Annotated in this window: 10 protein-coding genes; 2 read left to right on the top strand and 8 right to left on the bottom strand. The window is 31.0% G+C overall.

The genetic code is table 11. From position 1 onward, the window contains the following. Positions 1–3 precede the first annotated feature (3 nt). The 8 genes from ACH2CG_RS10525 to ACH2CG_RS10490 form a co-directional block, all read right to left on the bottom strand. On the bottom strand, positions 4–291 hold the full coding sequence (locus tag ACH2CG_RS10525) for a helix-turn-helix domain-containing protein (protein ID WP_395064935.1): 288 nt from the start codon (positions 289–291) through the stop codon (positions 4–6). Positions 292–406: 115 nt separating this feature from the next. After that, the gene (locus ACH2CG_RS10520) at positions 407–1,870 is read right to left on the bottom strand and encodes a hypothetical protein (protein ID WP_395064933.1); all 1,464 of its coding nucleotides are present in this window, start codon (positions 1,868–1,870) and stop codon (positions 407–409) included. A gap of 59 nt (positions 1,871–1,929) precedes the next feature. Further along, positions 1,930–3,183 (bottom strand): phage integrase SAM-like domain-containing protein, encoded by a 1,254-nt coding sequence (locus ACH2CG_RS10515; protein WP_395064931.1) that lies wholly within the window; start codon positions 3,181–3,183, stop codon positions 1,930–1,932. A gap of 251 nt (positions 3,184–3,434) precedes the next feature. Further along, positions 3,435–6,167 carry an AsmA-like C-terminal region-containing protein gene (locus ACH2CG_RS10510; RefSeq protein WP_395064929.1) on the bottom strand — a complete coding sequence of 911 codons (2,733 nt, stop codon included), beginning with the start codon at positions 6,165–6,167 and terminating at the stop codon, positions 3,435–3,437. 125 nt (positions 6,168–6,292) lie between these two features. Further along, positions 6,293–9,184 carry an alpha-amylase family glycosyl hydrolase gene (locus ACH2CG_RS10505; RefSeq protein WP_395064927.1) on the bottom strand — a complete coding sequence of 964 codons (2,892 nt, stop codon included), beginning with the start codon at positions 9,182–9,184 and terminating at the stop codon, positions 6,293–6,295. A 61-nt stretch (positions 9,185–9,245) separates the two neighbouring features. Continuing rightward, positions 9,246–10,364 carry a SusE domain-containing protein gene (locus ACH2CG_RS10500; RefSeq protein WP_395064925.1) on the bottom strand — a complete coding sequence of 373 codons (1,119 nt, stop codon included), beginning with the start codon at positions 10,362–10,364 and terminating at the stop codon, positions 9,246–9,248. A 22-nt stretch (positions 10,365–10,386) separates the two neighbouring features. Next, on the bottom strand, positions 10,387–11,988 hold the full coding sequence (locus ACH2CG_RS10495; protein ID WP_395064923.1) for a RagB/SusD family nutrient uptake outer membrane protein: 1,602 nt from the start codon (positions 11,986–11,988) through the stop codon (positions 10,387–10,389). A gap of 11 nt (positions 11,989–11,999) precedes the next feature. After that, positions 12,000–14,948, bottom strand: coding sequence for a SusC/RagA family TonB-linked outer membrane protein (locus ACH2CG_RS10490; protein WP_395064921.1), 2,949 nt, complete (start codon positions 14,946–14,948; stop codon positions 12,000–12,002). 225 nt (positions 14,949–15,173) lie between these two features. Between ACH2CG_RS10490 and ACH2CG_RS10485 the strand changes: the two genes are divergently transcribed. After that, positions 15,174–16,199, top strand: coding sequence for a LacI family DNA-binding transcriptional regulator (locus ACH2CG_RS10485; protein WP_395064919.1), 1,026 nt, complete (start codon positions 15,174–15,176; stop codon positions 16,197–16,199). A gap of 185 nt (positions 16,200–16,384) precedes the next feature. After that, on the top strand, positions 16,385–16,825 hold a 441-nt coding region (locus ACH2CG_RS10480), incomplete at its 3' end, for an MFS transporter (protein WP_395064917.1).

Genomic DNA, 16,825 nt, shown 5'->3' with positions numbered 1-16,825 from the left:
AGCTTACTTTTTTAAAAGAGTTAGACATTGCAATAGTTCGCTCCTTTTGTAATAACGTCTTGCTCCTATTCCGTATGCAATTACTTTTCCTTTATTCGTCCAAGCCCATAAAGTGCTGCTGTCGATTTTGAGGAAATTACAGGTTTCTTCTCTAGTAAGTAGTTCTTCATTGTCGTCTTTGGTTTGGAGTTCTTTTTGAAGCTCATGAATTCCGTTTTTTACGGATGCACCTATCAATTGTTGTAGTTGTTCTACTGATAGTTCTTTTAATAAGATAGCGTTGTTTTGCATAATACCTTGTTTTATAAATTATTAACAAGGCAAAATTCTTATGAAGTGTATTCTTTTTTCAACCTAAAACCATTCTTTATGCGGAATGTTTTCGTTCTTTTTTTAGAACGCTATTTTAATTTAATTGCATAAGTTCTTTTGTAGTGGTATAAGTGTTCACTTTTTGAGTTGTACTACAATCGTTTAGCGTTTTTATTTTATCAAGGCTTATATTATATGGTTCTGTGTTGATCCATACAATAAACATTTGTGGTTTGAAGTGATTTAAAATATAGCTATCATTATACATTTTTCTGTAGATAAAACTAAAATCAGCCATTTTATTATTACTGTCCTTGAATTGTTGATGTAATTTCTCGAATAGTTGAAAGGCTTTTAAATTAGCAAAGACTTGTGGATGTGGGTTTGTAGTTACTAGTTCAATTAAATCTATTGACTTTTTTATTATTGGTTTAATTACATTAAAATTAGCTTTTTTGAATTCAAGAAATTCTACTTTTTTGTTATGAGAAAACAAATATTGTTTATAATCTGTAATTGAAATAACATCATAAGCTTTAAGAAAATTATCAATTCCAGAATGGGAATAACCATCGTGAGCACTTTCGGAATTTTGTAGGTCGTATATAATATTTTCTAAAAATTCTAATTCTTCATTTATAAACTCTAGTTCGGTTGCATCATAAAAGTTTTCTAAAAATTGGTTTAACCGTATTGGATAATTGTATTCGTAATTGGCAAATGAACAACCAAAAAAGAAAGTCTTTTTGTGGTTCAAGTCTTTTACCATTTTAAGAAAAGTATTGTTTAATTTTTCTTTCTCGGTTTCTTCCCATTTCTTTAGTTCTAAATCATCATTAACTTCAAATAAATAATCAATATCTGGATAGTGTGCAGTTCGTGATTTATATCCTTCTGTAAACGCTGATTTTAAATTTGTATATTCATTAGTTTTTTCAAATAATGGGTCGTTAGAGAGGTTTTTATTGAAAGTTGAAATATTATCCAAATTTTGTTCTTCTTTTAAAATCGTAGTCTTTGTAATATCTGAAATTGATTTTTTCTTGTTTTGACTTTCAATTTCGTCTGGGATTAAATTTTCGTATAGAGTATCTAAACACAATTTATAATACTGATAAAAGTACATATGACTTACTCCAAAAATATAATCTTCAATAAGTTGATAATCGTATCCACTTGATATAATGAAGAATTCTAAATCTGTAATTTCTGAAATATCAAAGTTTTCTTTGACTAATATCTGTACAAGATCATCATAATAATCACTTAGGAAGTTTTTGGTTACATCATCTTTTTCTAAATAATATTGCCCGTTATCAAAAATATCAGCTAATGCAAGCAAATAACCTGCAATTTCTTCTCTGCAATTATCAACTTCCTTTTTAAATTTTTTTACTTTCTTTTTGGTAACTTTTTGTTTTTCTTCTGAACTTGAACATAATAAATATTCAAGTTTGCTTTTATCTTTTGTATTGAATTCAATTGTTACTAAATGACCGCCAATTAAATTTATTAGCTTGTCATATATCTCAATTTCCTTATTTGCAAACTCTACCATCAATTATATTTGTTTCAGATTGTGAAATTATTAAATAAATCCAAACTATCCAAAACCCATCAAAAGTAGTTCACTAATTCCATTGCTAAATCCTTGTTGCTTTTTCCTATGTAAGTTAAAAACATTTGTTCTGTGCTATGCCCTGTTACATAGATTAAATAAGTAGTTGGGATTTTTCCATAAAAATTAGTTGCAAATGAACGTCTTCCAATATGTGATGTTACTAATTCAAACTTTTTAAAATCATTTGATTCTTTGCGATATATTCCGCTGTCTTTTGCTGTTTCGGATTTTTTACTTCCTTTTATAACCTCATTTATTTCTGCAATTTCACAAACATTTTTAATGTAGGCATTATATTTTTGGTCGGAAATTGCATAGGGAAACTTGCCATCACGCTTTTTTAAAATATCTAATACCTTTTTATGTAATGGAACAGTCATATTTTTTCCTGTTTTAACTTGAGTGAATTCTAGTAAACTTTTTCCGTTTTCAACTCTAATTTGTTTATCATTAAAACGCATAAAATCTGAAATTCTTTGACCTGTATAGCAGCTAATAATTAACCAATCTCTAGCATTTAATAAACTATCTGTGAATTTGCTTTTGTCTGTATTTTCAATTTTATCTAAATCTTCAAAACTCAAATATATATTATCTATTTTCGTTTGTTTAATTTTAATATTACCTAATTGCGAACTAATATTTAATCCATTAGATTTTGCGTGGTTACAAATCGTTTTAATAAACTTTAAAGCCGTAGCAATAGTATTTGGAGCATAAAGGTTTTCTAAACAAAAAGCTTCAAAACTCATTTTAAAATTACCATCTACATCAGTTAAGTTTAAAGGTTTTTTTGAATAATCAACATAACGCACTAAAAGCTGTTTGATGACATTTATTTTCTTTTTGGTGTTGTACGTTATATCGTTACTTTTAAACTCTAAATACTTATCTAAATAGTTTATTAAGTCAGTTGGAAGTTGTTCTGGTTCCGCAGGTGGATTGTAATAAAAATCAATTTGATTTTCTAACCATTTTTTATCTACTATATTTGCTTCGGAATTATTGAAAGCATTTAAAATAAATTCTTGAATTTTACCTAATTCATCATTTACTTTATTTCTTGTCGCTAAAGTTTCGGTTTCTTTGATTCTTTTATTGTTGTGCTGCTTTGTCCAATATTCTTTTGATACTAATAATTTAGTATTTGAGCCAAAAACAAAATCAGCGTTATTGTGTCTAAATAATAATCTTAAGGTCAAAGGAGCTTCTTCTTTTGTGGAGCGGAATAAAAAGTTAATTGTTGCCATCGTTTGTATGTTTTAATTATACTCAAATATACAAAATTTGTACGATAGTTGTACGGTAAAGTCAAAATATATACAAACTTATTCAATGTTATCCAATATGTAAATCATCTGTAAAGCATTGAATTTATAGACTTTATAGATGATTACGCGACAAAATGTATGATTTTAAAAATTGGAAATTTGGGTGATATTGGTACTGTAGGTACCACAAAACCCGAATAGCAATATTCGGGTTTTTTGTTTTATATCCATTATGGTTTTACAGGCTCAGCTTTTGTTTCGTCGTATTGTGTTTCTTCTAAATCTTCTGTTTTTCTTCCAAATCCAACTTTTGGATTTTCTTGAGTTCCAGTAATTTTTAATGGAATTCCAATAATTCCTAAAGGCGGTAATCCTAATCGCATTTTAATATTTAATCGACCATCGAAACTTGTTGTTCCCTCAATTCTTGGACGAAAACCAGCAACTTTAAACTTGAAACGCTCAATAGTAATAATATTATTTTTGATTGTAGATTTGATATCAACTTTAGATAAATCTGGATTTTTTATTGCGTCTTTTCCTGTTTTCTTACTTACAGCTCCAAACATTTTGAATCCTTTCATTTTTACATTTTTCACAGAAAGCATTCCACCACCTTTTAATGATGGATAAATTGGCATCATTTGGCTATTCAATTTTCCTGCTACTTTGTAATCTAAAGATACAATTCCTTCAGCACTTTGGGCAGCCGATGCCATTTCTCTAAACATTTTTATCTCATTGTAAGCGCGTTTCACATTAAATTCTTTGGCAAGCACTTCAAATTCAAAAAATGCTTTTTCTAGCGATTCACTTCCATAAACAACATCCATTTTAACATTGGAACCAATAATATCAAAACCAGATTTATTCAATTTTAAAACTCCTTTATTGATACTTACATTTCCTTTTAGATTTTCCATTTTAAGCTCATCAAAATCTACTTTTTGTGCCACACAATTAAATTGCAAGTCTAAATTTGGAGGAATTACAACTACGCTATTGGAAGAAGAATTACTTGTTGCTTGATTTTTGGCCGAATTAGGCATAAACTCATCTACATTAATATAATTGGCTTTTAGATTAAAATTTCCTTTTAGAATTCCTTTTTCTGACAATACATAATCAATTACATTTTGCATATAACCGTTCATACTAAAATTAGATTGACCATAAGTTGCCGAAAAATTATTGAAATTCATCTTGTCTTGATTGAAAACAAATTCACCTTCTGTAATTAAAAAAGGTTTTGGCAAATAGTCAGAGTTGGTTTTAATATTTCTTAATAGCAATGTTCCTTTATTATTCAATTTATGATAATTTCCTGCTACTGCATCGGCTTGAGTACCTTGAAAAGAGACATCTGCCTTGATATAACCTTTAATATCTAATCCTTTTTGAGAAAACACTTTGTAGATTTTAGCTAAATCTAATTCGCCTTTAGCCTTGATGTCGTATTTTACATTTTCTAAATTTTCTAGATTGGCTTTTACATAAATTGGTTTTCCTTCAAAATCAAAAGATGCAGGTGAAATGTTAACTTTTAAATCTTTTAGCGATCCCGAATTATCCGATAGTGATGCAACAAGATTGATGTTTTTAATTGGATTTGGATAATAATCGGTTTTAATATATCCGTTTTTGAAAGAAATACTTCCTTTGGTTATGGGTACAATTTTGTTTTTGGCATCATAAACACCTTTCGAATTTATATCGAGATTTAATTGTCCTTTCAAATCCATATTTTGAATTCCGAATGCCAAATCTAACTTTCCTAAATTGACAGCCGATTGAATACGTGCATCAATTTTTGGCTTACTAAGTCCTTCCGTTTTAATAATTGCTTTTACATAATCGGTTCCTAAATTGAAAAATACTGAGTCGATGTTTACTTTCACCTTTTCTGTATCAAGAGCTGGCAATTTGGCATCAAAATTTAAGAATATATTTGTGGCAGGAATAGGTGCGTTTTTATAGTTTATCTCGCCGTCTCTAATTTTCATATTGAGAGCCAAATCTGGTTTTTCATTGGTTGAGGCGATGTATTTTCCTTTTAACGTTAATTGTAAACTCGTTGTTCCTTTTACTTTAGTTTTTTCTAACCAAGTGACATATTTGGGTGGTAAAGCTGTAAAAAAATCATTTAACAAACTGTTATTTGATTGAATTTTAAAATCTAAATCATATCCATTTTTAAGAAAATCGAGTTTTCCTGTAAAATCAATAGGTAGTTTATTGATCTTTAAATTATTTTGTTCAAATAGAAACGATAGTGAATTGGTGTTGATTTTAGTTATTAAATTGGCATTTATTTTTTTATTTTTCAAGTAGTGTTCGTCTCCAAATGTAAAATTGAAATTATCAATATTGGCTTCGGTTTTTAAATCAAAAATAGATTTATCTAAGTCTCCTTTTCCTAAATAATTAAAACCTTTAGCATCGATTAAAATCTTGGTAGATTTATCGTTATAGACTAAGTGGGAGTTTTCTATTGAAATTTTATTTAGTCGTAAGGCTGTTGCCGAAGTAGTATCTGTTGAATTTTCTTTACTATTGGAGCTGTACACATTATAATTGGCTTCTCCATTTTCATTTACTTTGACATTCATTATTGCATCAGAAAGGAAAATTTTATCTATGGTAACCGATTTATCAAAAATTAGATTTTTAAGGTTAATACCAAATGCAATTTCATTGGCAGCAACCAAAGTATCGTTAGCAAATGGAGTTGAGCCTTTGAGTAAAAAGGAGTTTAAAGAAAGTGTTAAAGACGGAAAATGATTAAAGAACGATAAATGTGCTTCTTTAAAATTTAGTTTACCATTTATTTTATGGTTGGCAAATTCTTTAATTTCTTTTTCAATTTTTCCCGGAAAAAGTATTGGAAACAAGAACATTAACAAAAGAATTAATCCAATTGATGCTCCAAAAATCTTTAATGATTTAAAAATAATTTTCTTCATTTATACTACCAAATTTAAGGATGCAAATCTATAACAAGTGTTTTTGAAATGTACTAAAAAAAATAAAAAAAACCTTTCAAATTAATGAAAGGTCTTAGGATAATCTATTTGTTGTTAATTCTAATTTACTGTTTTATTAGTCTTAGCGTTTTTTCGTTGTAATTAGCATCTGTAACTTTTACAATGTACACACCTTGATTTAAATCGGAAATTGAATATTGGTAATTTTCTAATTGATTCTTGAATGACTTAACAAGTTGTCCTGTTATAGAAAAAACCTCAACTTTAGTCACGTCTGTATTCAAATTAAAATAAGTTGAAGCAGGATTAGGAACTAGATTTATGTAATTTATTTTAGTAAAATCGTCAGTTGCTAATGCTGCAGGTTGGTTACCATAAATTCTAAAACCTCCAGACTCTATTGTTATAGCTGTTGTAGTATTAGTAACATTTATGGTAGTATTATCCATTAAATTTACCCAAGTTCCTGTGTAAGGAAAATCGGGTGTAACATTTTGAGATGCTACAGAAAAGTTGGCTAAAATCACTACATTTTTAAGTTGAGAAGCAGGCAATGAATTGTCATAAACATAAATTCTTTGACGCACATTACTACCGTTTGGACTTATTGAATAATCACCATTAAAAACAGGATTATTTCTTTTTAAATTTATCATTTTAGACCAATCATTATATATCTTGGCACGCTCTGTAATTCCTAACCAGTTGTTAACCCATTGTGGTTGTGGTTTAGTAGCTAATTTACAATCGCCTGTGGTTGTATCAGTTTCAGAATTTACTGAACCATCTGTACATGTATAAATAGAATTACTCATTCCTAAATCGGCAAAATGCCAAATCATTTTTGGTCCAGGAATAAGAAGAGAAGTTGCACCAATGGCAGACATTCTAAATAATGAATTATTTAGGTTTCCAATCACTGGACTAGTACCGGCACCATTTCCATAGGTAAGTGCTGAATACATTAAACGATCTTTATCATGACTTTCTGGATAACCCATCAATCTTTTTCCTATAAAACCTCTACTTACGTGTCCCATTCTAGTTAAATCACCGCCAGTAGAATATCCTTCCATTAATTGTGTGTATGGATATGTCAATTCACCCCAAAGCATAATACCTTTACTAGGAGTTTCTGAAATTCTATAATCTGCCCATTTTTTTTCTTCACTGTCTATACCTAAATGCTCAAAAATTACATAATGATTTGGATCTAAACTCCATGAGTAATCTGCATAATCTTTTAAAATTGCAACTCTATCTGGTTGTTCAGCATTAGTACATGTATCATCACCAGCAGAACAAGCTTGCGTAAATCCTTTGGTTAAATCCCATCGGAAACCATCAATTTTAAATTCTTGAATCCACTGTTTTACGACTCTTTTAGTATAATTTTTAGTGTATTGAGAAGCATGATTAAAATCGTTTCCTACACTATAACTGTGTTTTGCAAATTCATTGAAATAAGGATTGTCAGATGCGGCATCACCCCAACCATCACCATCTGGATCTTTCATCCACATTCTAACCATTGGATTTCTTCCAAACGCATGATTTAGAGCAACGTCTAGAATGACTGCAATTCCATTTTGATGACATAAGTCAACAAATTCTTTCATTTTTGCAGCAGTTCCATAGTATTTATCTAAAGCTAAATGAAAAGCAGTATTATATCCCCAGCTTTCGTTACCTTCATACTCCATTACTGGCATCAACTCAATTGCATTTACTTTAAGATTTTTAAAATAATCAATTTTATCAATTAAAGATTGGAAATTTCTGTTGGCGTCAAAATCACGAATTAAAACTTCATAAACAACAAGATTATCTTTATTTGGTTTTACAAAATTTGTAGTTGCTGTACTCCAGTTATATGGTGTTTGTCCTGTTTGTAACACGGTAACTTCTCTTTCTTGACCGGCAGGATATACTGGTAAGTTAGGATAGGACGCTGTTGCAATGTATGGATCATCAAAAGGTGACAAAACTAGAGTTGAATATGGATCGGCTGTTTTAACTAAAACAGGCGAATTAGCTGTAGGCGATTGGTCTACAACCCAATATTGATATGAATAATTTACACCCGAAGTTAATGCAGTTAATTCTAACCAAAATTTACCAGTAGTTGGATCTTTTTTCATTGCATAACTTGCATCTGGCTGATAATTATTGAAAGAACCGGCTACATAAACAAAATCTTTTCCTGGTGCTTCAAGAACCAAAGTAGCTTTAGTAAGATCTGATGTATTATAATTTACACCTTCATCTAAACCTGCAGGAATAGATTGCGCAATAGTTCCTGGATTAACAATTAGATTAAATTTCTTTGATTGAGAAGAAATTCCTTGAGTAATTATCAATTCATAGCTTTGATTGGAAGTGATGTTGGTATGATTAAAACTATAACTAGAAACATTAGAAATAGAGTTGATAGATGTTCCATTAGATTTTAAATCGTAATTTGCATTTCCATTAGTATTGCTAGCATTAATACTTAAATTGGAACCCGAGCTTATAATTGTAGAACTGTTTAATGCAGGCGAACTTAAAGTTGCTTGAAAGAGTCCAACATTAAAAACAAAGTCGGTACAAGCTGGTGCTAATTTTAATGTTTGAGAACCAGCAGTATTTCTAAAAACCATTCCAATTTTAGAAGCATTTGCTTGTTGTGTAGTATTTAAATTAAAGTAAGTGCTAGGTGTAATTATTTTACTCCAAGTTCCGTTTCCGTTATTGGTCATTAAACCAACACCATCATCTGTTCCCCAATTTCCTACAACAGAATATCCAAAAGCATTGGAATCATCACCAATACCCGCATGCATATACACTTTTACAGGAGCAGTTCCCATTGTATTACAAGCATTAGTAGGAAAAGAGACTGTTATAGTTATTTGATCTGTAACATTGAAAGTTGCTGGTGAGATAGTTACTTGTGCAAATGAAATTGCACAAAACAAACTAAATATCCATGTTATAAAAGTATTTTTTTTCATAGCAAAAAAGTATAAAAGGGCTTCCATAGAATGGAAGCCCTTTAAAATTAATCTTAATATCTTATTGTAATGTTGCAGTCCAAGAATAATCTCTTGGGTGACTTAAATCTAGTTCTACTTTATATAAACCTGAAGCAGGAACTTCTAAATCTGGTCCACCAAAATCCATTGAAGAGTCAGCATCTGCACTATCACCACCTAGGTTTAAACCCCAATCATCGTTAGCTCTAAATTTAAATTTATTACCACCTGCAGTTAATGCAATAGTGATTTGCCATTTTTTAGTTGTTTGGTTGTAAGTCATGTCTTGATCTTGACCTGCAGTTCCTCCTGGACCAGAAGGCCAGTTTAATGGAGTTGCACTACCTGTAATTGCCCAGTTTGTTTGTTGTAATGAATAAGTTAATGCTCCTGGACCAGTTACAGCAGTATTAGCTTTAACATAATAGTATCCAGCTCCGGTTCCGGTAATATCGCTACCTCCAGCTTGTAAAGTTCCTGAGAAACTTCCATCATCACCATATTTACCATTAAAATTTACATTTGTTGGTAAAAATAAGAAAGCATAACTTGCTTCATTAACATAAGCAAATCCCTCAAAACTTGTTTGACCAAAACCAGATGCAGCAATTGGCACTCCATTAGCTGGAGTCCAGTTGTTACCATATCCGCTATTGCTCAAGAAGTTACCAGTCATGTATAATTTTGGTAAATCTGTAGAATATGGTTTAACAATATAAGTGATTGCATCTGAAAAAGCTTCTTCAGAGGCACTAGTACCTATTGTTGATTTTATTCTAATTTCTAAACCAGAGCTTGTGTAAGGAACTAATCCAGCTTCTAGAGATTTAGTATTTAAAACCTCCGATGTAATTGTAGCATAAGTGTTAGTTGTAGAAGTAATATTTATTGGAGTATCAAAGTTATCTCCAGATTTATCTACTTGAACTGTGTACGTAATTTCTGTTGGTGAACCATAGCTTTTTGCTTCCCAAGTAAGCGATACACCTGGATTTGTTAAAGTTGTTGGATCTAGTACTACACCTTCGCCTGAGTTTGGAGATAATATTTTAAAACTACCTTCTGGCTTAGAAAACATTAAATCTTGTTCGTCTGTACAAGAGTTGAATCCTGCAATAATAGCTAAAGCTACAAATGACTTTATTAGTATATTTTTCATTTTTTAAATTTTAATTATGTTATTAATATCCTGTATTTTGAGTTAAATTTGGGTTAGCTGCTAATGCATTGGTAGGAATTGGGAAAAGTTTCAAATTGTTAGAAATTGATATTCCATTAGAACCGTTACCTTTCCATGCCCAATTGTAGCTACCGCCTGTATATTTTCCGAAACGAATTAAATCTTGTCTTCTATGAGATTCCCAGTGTAATTCTCTAGCTCTTTCGTCAAGAATAAAGCTCAAGGTTAAATCTGTTGCAGAAATGTTGGCTATAGAAGAACCGTTGTTAGCTCTTTTTCTTAAATCATTTACATAGGTCAATCCTTGAGTTGCTGTTGCTGTTGAAGCACCTCTAACGGCACATTCTGCATACATTAAATAAACATCTGCTAAACGGAACAAAGGAAAGTCAGTATCTACAAAAGTAGAATTAACGCCAGCAACGCCAGCACTATTTTTATTTGAGAATTTTTTAAGAATATACCCTTGATCTTTATCACTTATATCTGCAATGTCGATATTTCTTGCTCCAGCAATTATAGTTTTTCTAGTATCTGAATTAAAGCTCGCTCCATCAAATTTTTGAACAAATTGCTTTCTTAATCTCAAAGCTCCGCCCCAACCACCAGCGCTAACGCCAACAGATGCTCCATTTTGTTCAATTGACCCTACAGAACCGTTTACAAAAACTGTAGTTGGTCCATAATTTTGAGTGTAATTTCCGTCAGATTGTAATGTGAAAATCATCTCAGGCGAGGTTTGATTATCAGCATTAAAATTATTTAAATAGTTTGTATTTAACGAATATCCACCAGCAATAATTGCAGTACATTGCGTAGCGCATTCTGAATATTTGGGCGTTCCAATATAAACTTCTGCATTTAAATAAATCTTAGCCAAAATCATTCTAGCAACTGCTTGATCTACTCTACCGTATTCATTAGTTTTTGGTGCTTTCAAACTAGGAAGAACAGCATTCAATTCGGTTTCAATAAAACTAAATAGTTGTTGTCTGTTATATTCTGGACCAGCAGTATTTACTACATCATTTTCTGTTACAAAAGGTGCTTTCCCAAATAAATCCATTAAATTATAGTATGCCAAAGCTCTTAAAACACGTACTTCATTTCTATAATCAGCAATGTTGTTTAATAGAGTTGCATCTACTACACCTCTAGAGTTCAATTTCTCTGGAGAAGTATTCTTTAAAAAGTCATTTACAAAAGCTACTTCTACCATTGATCTACTGAACATACCTAAAATAACTGGATTACTTGCTGTCCAGATATTTCTTTGCAACTCTCTAGTTCCTGGGTCGTTTTCATAACTCCACAAAACCTCGTCGGTTGTTAAATCTTGAAGATACCACAAACATCTACCATATTGACTGGTTCCTGCATCCAATCCTTGAAGAGAAGAAGATCCTGAACCGTCTGTTCCTGTTAATGATAAATTTCCATAAACTCCAGCTAATGCACTTTTGTAAGCGCCAGGTTGTGCATAAAAAGCCTCTGCGGTAGAAACCGTTGGGTCTTTTGGCAACACATCTAAGTCTTTAGTACAAGAACTAAGTCCAATTAATGAACCTACAAGTAAAAAAGCATTAATCTTAAATTTTTTCATAATTTTTTATTTTAAAATTTTACGTTAGCTCCAAATAAAAACGAACGTTGTCTAGGATAAATAGTATTATCTACTCCACCTGTTATTTCGGGATCAAGTCCAGAATAATTAGTTAACACAAAAGCATTTTGAACACCTGTAAACAATCTTAAAGAAGCTTTTCCTTCTAACCATTTAGGAAATGTATATCCTAAACTTACGTTATCCATTCTTAAAAATGATCCATTTTCAATATACAAATCAGACAAACCTATTTTATCAGATAATGTATTGAATCCAGTTTCAAGGATTTGTGTAGGAACATTGCTTGCTACAGTTCCTGAAGTTAAAGCAACAAGTTGTGCATTTCCGGCATTTACTTGGTTATAAATTCTATTTCCAACACTTGCTCTAAGGTTAAAAGAGAAATCTAAATTTTTATAATTCATAGATGATGCAAATCCAAAAGTAACATCTGGATCTGGATTTTTATAAATATATCGGTCATTTCCAGTAATAATTCCATCACCATTTAAGTCGGCAAAAGCTCCTTCAATTGGTTTTCCTGCTGTATCATATAGTTGTTTGTAAACATAGAAAGAATTTGGAGTGTATCCTGGTCTGTATATTTGTGAAGTACCGCCTGTACCTGGAGCAGATCCTAAATATATATCGGCACCATTAGCTAGTGTTTCAATTCTTCTTTCAAATTTACTTGCATTAAAATTCAAGTTCCAATTAAAATTTGTTGTTTTAACAACATCGGCATTAATACTAAATTCAACACCTTTATTTGTAAAACTTCCAACATTTTGAATCAAGAAATTAGAGAAATTTCCACCGTCTGGTACTGGAGCAACATTAAACAAGTCGTCTGTTTTTTTATAGTAAACATCAAGAGCACCTGTAATACGATTATTAAAAAAGCCATAATCGATACCAACGTTATACGTTGTTTGTTTTTCCCATTTTAAATTATCATTGTAAGCACGAGACAAACTGATAGGTGATGGTGTTGATCCAAAAGTATATTGTGAATTACTATTTCCTGTTGCATATTGCTGAAGATATGCATTGTTATAGATAGATGGTAAACCTTGATTTCCTGTAATACCATAACCCAATCGTAATTTCATATCTGAAAGAGTTTTAGAATCTTTAAAGAAATCATCTTTCATTTTCCATGCAAATGCAAATGCAGGATAATTCGCCCATCTATTGTCTGAAGTTAATCTTGACGATCCGTCTCTTCTAATGGAAGCAGTAAACAAATATTTATCGTTGTAAGTCAAGTTTGTTCTTGCAAAGTAACCTATTAGTACATTATCTGCTTCTGGTCTCCAAACATTAGGATTTACTTGTGATGCAGGATTTCTTCTTGTATCACCATAGTACGTTCTTTCTTCATTAAATATTTGGTAAGATCTACCTAAAGTAGCTTCAAGATTTAATTTTCCAATTTTTTTATTGTATGCTAAATAAGTATCAATTAATTTATTTCTCAACAATATTGTTTGTGTATAATCCGAACCTATGTAATTGATAATTCCACTTACAGTATATTGATTTCCTGAAGCCACATTGGGAGCAACAAGTTTATTTCTATATCCATTTGATTGATCAAAACCAACATTTACAACAGCTCTTAAATCTGGAAAGAAATGCAATTTATAGTCGGCTTCAAAGTTTCCATAAATTCTATTGTTTCTACCTTTATCATAAGTTTGCAACAATTGAGCCACTGGATTATTAGAAGCTAGAGGAGTAATATTTCCTGTAGAAGTGTTGTAAAACTCAAAAAAACCTCCAAAAGGAGAACCCGCTTGATACACTGGTTGAGTTGGGTCGTATCTAAAAGCTGTTCCTTCTACACCGTCTGCAAATCGATTGTTTTCGTTTGCGAAAGTAGCATTAAGCCTTAACTTTAAATGGTCTTTAAAAAAAGTTGGATTTAATGTTGTAGAAACCGTTTTTCTATCAAATGAATTTGTTAGTCTAATACCTTCTTGATGAGTATTTCCGATAGAAATTCTAGCAGGAATAGTTCCAAATAAATTTCCTCTTACAGATAAGTTATTATCAATAAAATCTGTTCTTCTGTAAATTTCTTTTTGCCAATCTGTATTTGCAGTTCCTAAACTAGAAACTAGACTAGGCTTGTATTGTTGAATTATAGCTCTAAATTCATCTGCACTAAAAACATCAATTTGATTTACATTTTTTCCTGATCCATATTGAAAATTGTAGTCAACAGCCATTTTTTTTCCTCCTCTTTTAGTAGTAATAATAATTACACCATTAGAAGCTCTAGAACCATAAATTGCAGTTGAAGAAGCATCTTTAAGAACAGTAAAACTCTCAATATCGTTTGGGTTTAAGGCAGCCAATATAGATGTAGAAGATTTATTTTCTACGTTAATGATAGGTAAACCGTCTATTACAATAAGAGGATCATTACTAGCATTTAATGAAGATCCACCACGAATTCTAATTTCTGATCCTGAACCCGGAGCACCACTAGTATTAACAGTTAATCCAGCAACACGCCCAGAAAGTAAATTTTCTGCAGTTACATTTGTTCCTTTATTAAAGTCTTTAGCACCAACTGTTGTTACAGCACCAGTTGCATCTTTTTTCTTAACAGAACCATAACCAACTTGCACTACAACTTCTTGCAACAAGTTAGCCTCTTCTACTAAAGAAACTGTAATAGAATTTTGATCATTGTAGGCAACAGTTTTAGTTTGGTATCCAATAAAAGAGAAAATTAATTTATCTCCTTTTTTAAGTTTGGATAATTTAAATTTACCATTTAGATCCGTAGATGTACCCGCTTGAGTACCTTGAACATTTACATTTACTCCCGGTAGTGATTGATTGGTTTTAGAATCAACAACTGACCCATCTAATGTGCTTTGAGCCAGAACACTAAAAGGAAGCATTAGTAATAAAAATAACAACTTTTTATAAATTGTTTTCATACATTTTGTTTAGGTTAATAATTTTGTTTTTGCTTGTATTTTAACTTCGAAGGTTAAATTTATGATAAATTTTCATTAAAAAAAATGAGAGCACAAATACACACCTCCGAAAACGTTTTCGTGTTGACAACTTTCTTGATATTGCATGTTTTTAGTAGTAAAATTGATAGTATAAAAAAATAAATATATCTTTATTGAAAATTAAACATTTATCAAAATCGCAAAATGAGAAGAAAAGTTACTTTAAAGCAAATTGCCAAAGAATTGGACGTATCAATTTCGACAGTCTCAAAATCATTAAGAGACAGCACAGAAATAAGCGAAGATACTCGACAAAAAGTACAAGCATTTGCTAAATTGTATAACTACAAACCAAACAATATTGCACTAAGTTTAAAAAACAGAAGGTCTAAAACCATTTGCATCATTATCCCAGAAATTATTCATCATTTCTTTGCAACAGTTATTAGCGGTGTTGAGCATGTTGCCAACGAAAAAGGTTATAATGTAATTGTATGCTTATCTGATGAATCGTTCGATAAAGAAGTAATTAACATGGAAATGCTTGCTAATGGAAGTATTGATGGCTTTATAATGTCTTTGTCTAAAGAAACACAACAAAAAAGAGATTTTCATCATATAACAGAGGTAATCAATCAAGGAATGCCGGTAGTAATGTTTGACAGAGTTACTAATGACATATTATGTGATAAAGTTATTATTGACGATAACTTGGCGGCGTTTAATGCTACTCAATTACTAATTGACAAAGGATTTAATAGAATTGCAATAATTTCTACAGTTGACTATGTTAGTGTAGGTAAGCTAAGAACCGAAGGCTACATTAAAGCACTAAAAACCAACGACATAACCATTGACGAAAACTTAATTATTAAAATTGAAGATACTGACAATTTTGAAATTCAAATTGAAAATTTATTGACAGACAACACAATAGACGCAATTTTTGCGGTAAACGAAATATTTGCAGTAACAGCTATTAAAGTAGCGTCTAGATTGGGGAAAAAAGTTCCAGAAGACATATCAATTATAGGTTTTACAGACGGAATTATTTCTAAATATTCATCGCCATCAATAACAACAGTTAGTCAAAACGGTATAAAAATGGGCGAAAAAGCAGCCAAAATGCTACTTGAAAAATTAGAAATTGAAGAAGATGATGACTATGAAGAACAATATAAAACAGAGGTTATTGAAACCGAACTAGTAGAAAGAGAGTCAACTATTTAAATTTCTATTTATCAACAAATAACGTTTTCGTAACACATTCTATTTAATTTGAGCAGGATACCATATTTCAATTAAAAAACTTTTTTATCTTTACAAAATCAAAGCTTGTGTTTTACTTCGAAAATAAACAAATAAGTTTTGATAAGCATCGCGCTTATCGTTTTATAAATCAATAAATTACGATAATGGAAAAGCGTAAATTAAGTTTCTGGCAAATTTGGAACATGAGTTTTGGATTTCTAGGAATACAATTCGGATTTGCTCTTCAAGGCGGATTCATGTCTAGAATATTTCAAACACTTGGTGCCGAAGTTGATGACATTCCAGGTTTATGGATTGCAGCACCTTTAACAGGACTTTTAGTTCAACCTATAATTGGGTATTTATCGGACAATACTTGGAGTCCAAAATTTGGTCGAAGAAAACCATTTTTCCTTGTGGGTGCAATTTTAGCCTCTGTAACTTTATTTTTTATGCCACATTCACCTATTTTATGGGTTGCGGCTGGATTATTATGGATACTAGACTCTTCAATAAATATCAGTATGGAACCCTTCCGTGCATTAGTTGCAGATAAACTTCCTGAATCACAACGTTCTAATGGATTTGTTATTCAAACACTTATT

Source organism: Flavobacterium sp. (assembly GCF_043778725.1).
Lineage (GTDB): Bacteria > Bacteroidota > Bacteroidia > Flavobacteriales > Flavobacteriaceae > Flavobacterium.
Note: the sequence above shows the minus strand (reverse complement) of the source record. Positions and strands in the feature narration are given on the sequence as shown.

Coding starts and splice junctions, on each gene's coding strand:
- ACH2CG_RS10490 (WP_395064921.1), bottom strand. CDS start 14,948: ATGAAAACAATTTATAAAAAGTTGTTATTTTTATTACTAATGCTTCCT.
- ACH2CG_RS10500 (WP_395064925.1), bottom strand. CDS start 10,364: ATGAAAAATATACTAATAAAGTCATTTGTAGCTTTAGCTATTATTGCA.
- ACH2CG_RS10485 (WP_395064919.1), top strand. CDS start 15,174: ATGAGAAGAAAAGTTACTTTAAAGCAAATTGCCAAAGAATTGGACGTA.
- ACH2CG_RS10525 (WP_395064935.1), bottom strand. CDS start 291: ATGCAAAACAACGCTATCTTATTAAAAGAACTATCAGTAGAACAACTA.
- ACH2CG_RS10510 (WP_395064929.1), bottom strand. CDS start 6,167: ATGAAGAAAATTATTTTTAAATCATTAAAGATTTTTGGAGCATCAATT.
- ACH2CG_RS10515 (WP_395064931.1), bottom strand. CDS start 3,183: ATGGCAACAATTAACTTTTTATTCCGCTCCACAAAAGAAGAAGCTCCT.
- ACH2CG_RS10505 (WP_395064927.1), bottom strand. CDS start 9,184: ATGAAAAAAAATACTTTTATAACATGGATATTTAGTTTGTTTTGTGCA.
- ACH2CG_RS10495 (WP_395064923.1), bottom strand. CDS start 11,988: ATGAAAAAATTTAAGATTAATGCTTTTTTACTTGTAGGTTCATTAATT.
- ACH2CG_RS10520 (WP_395064933.1), bottom strand. CDS start 1,870: ATGGTAGAGTTTGCAAATAAGGAAATTGAGATATATGACAAGCTAATA.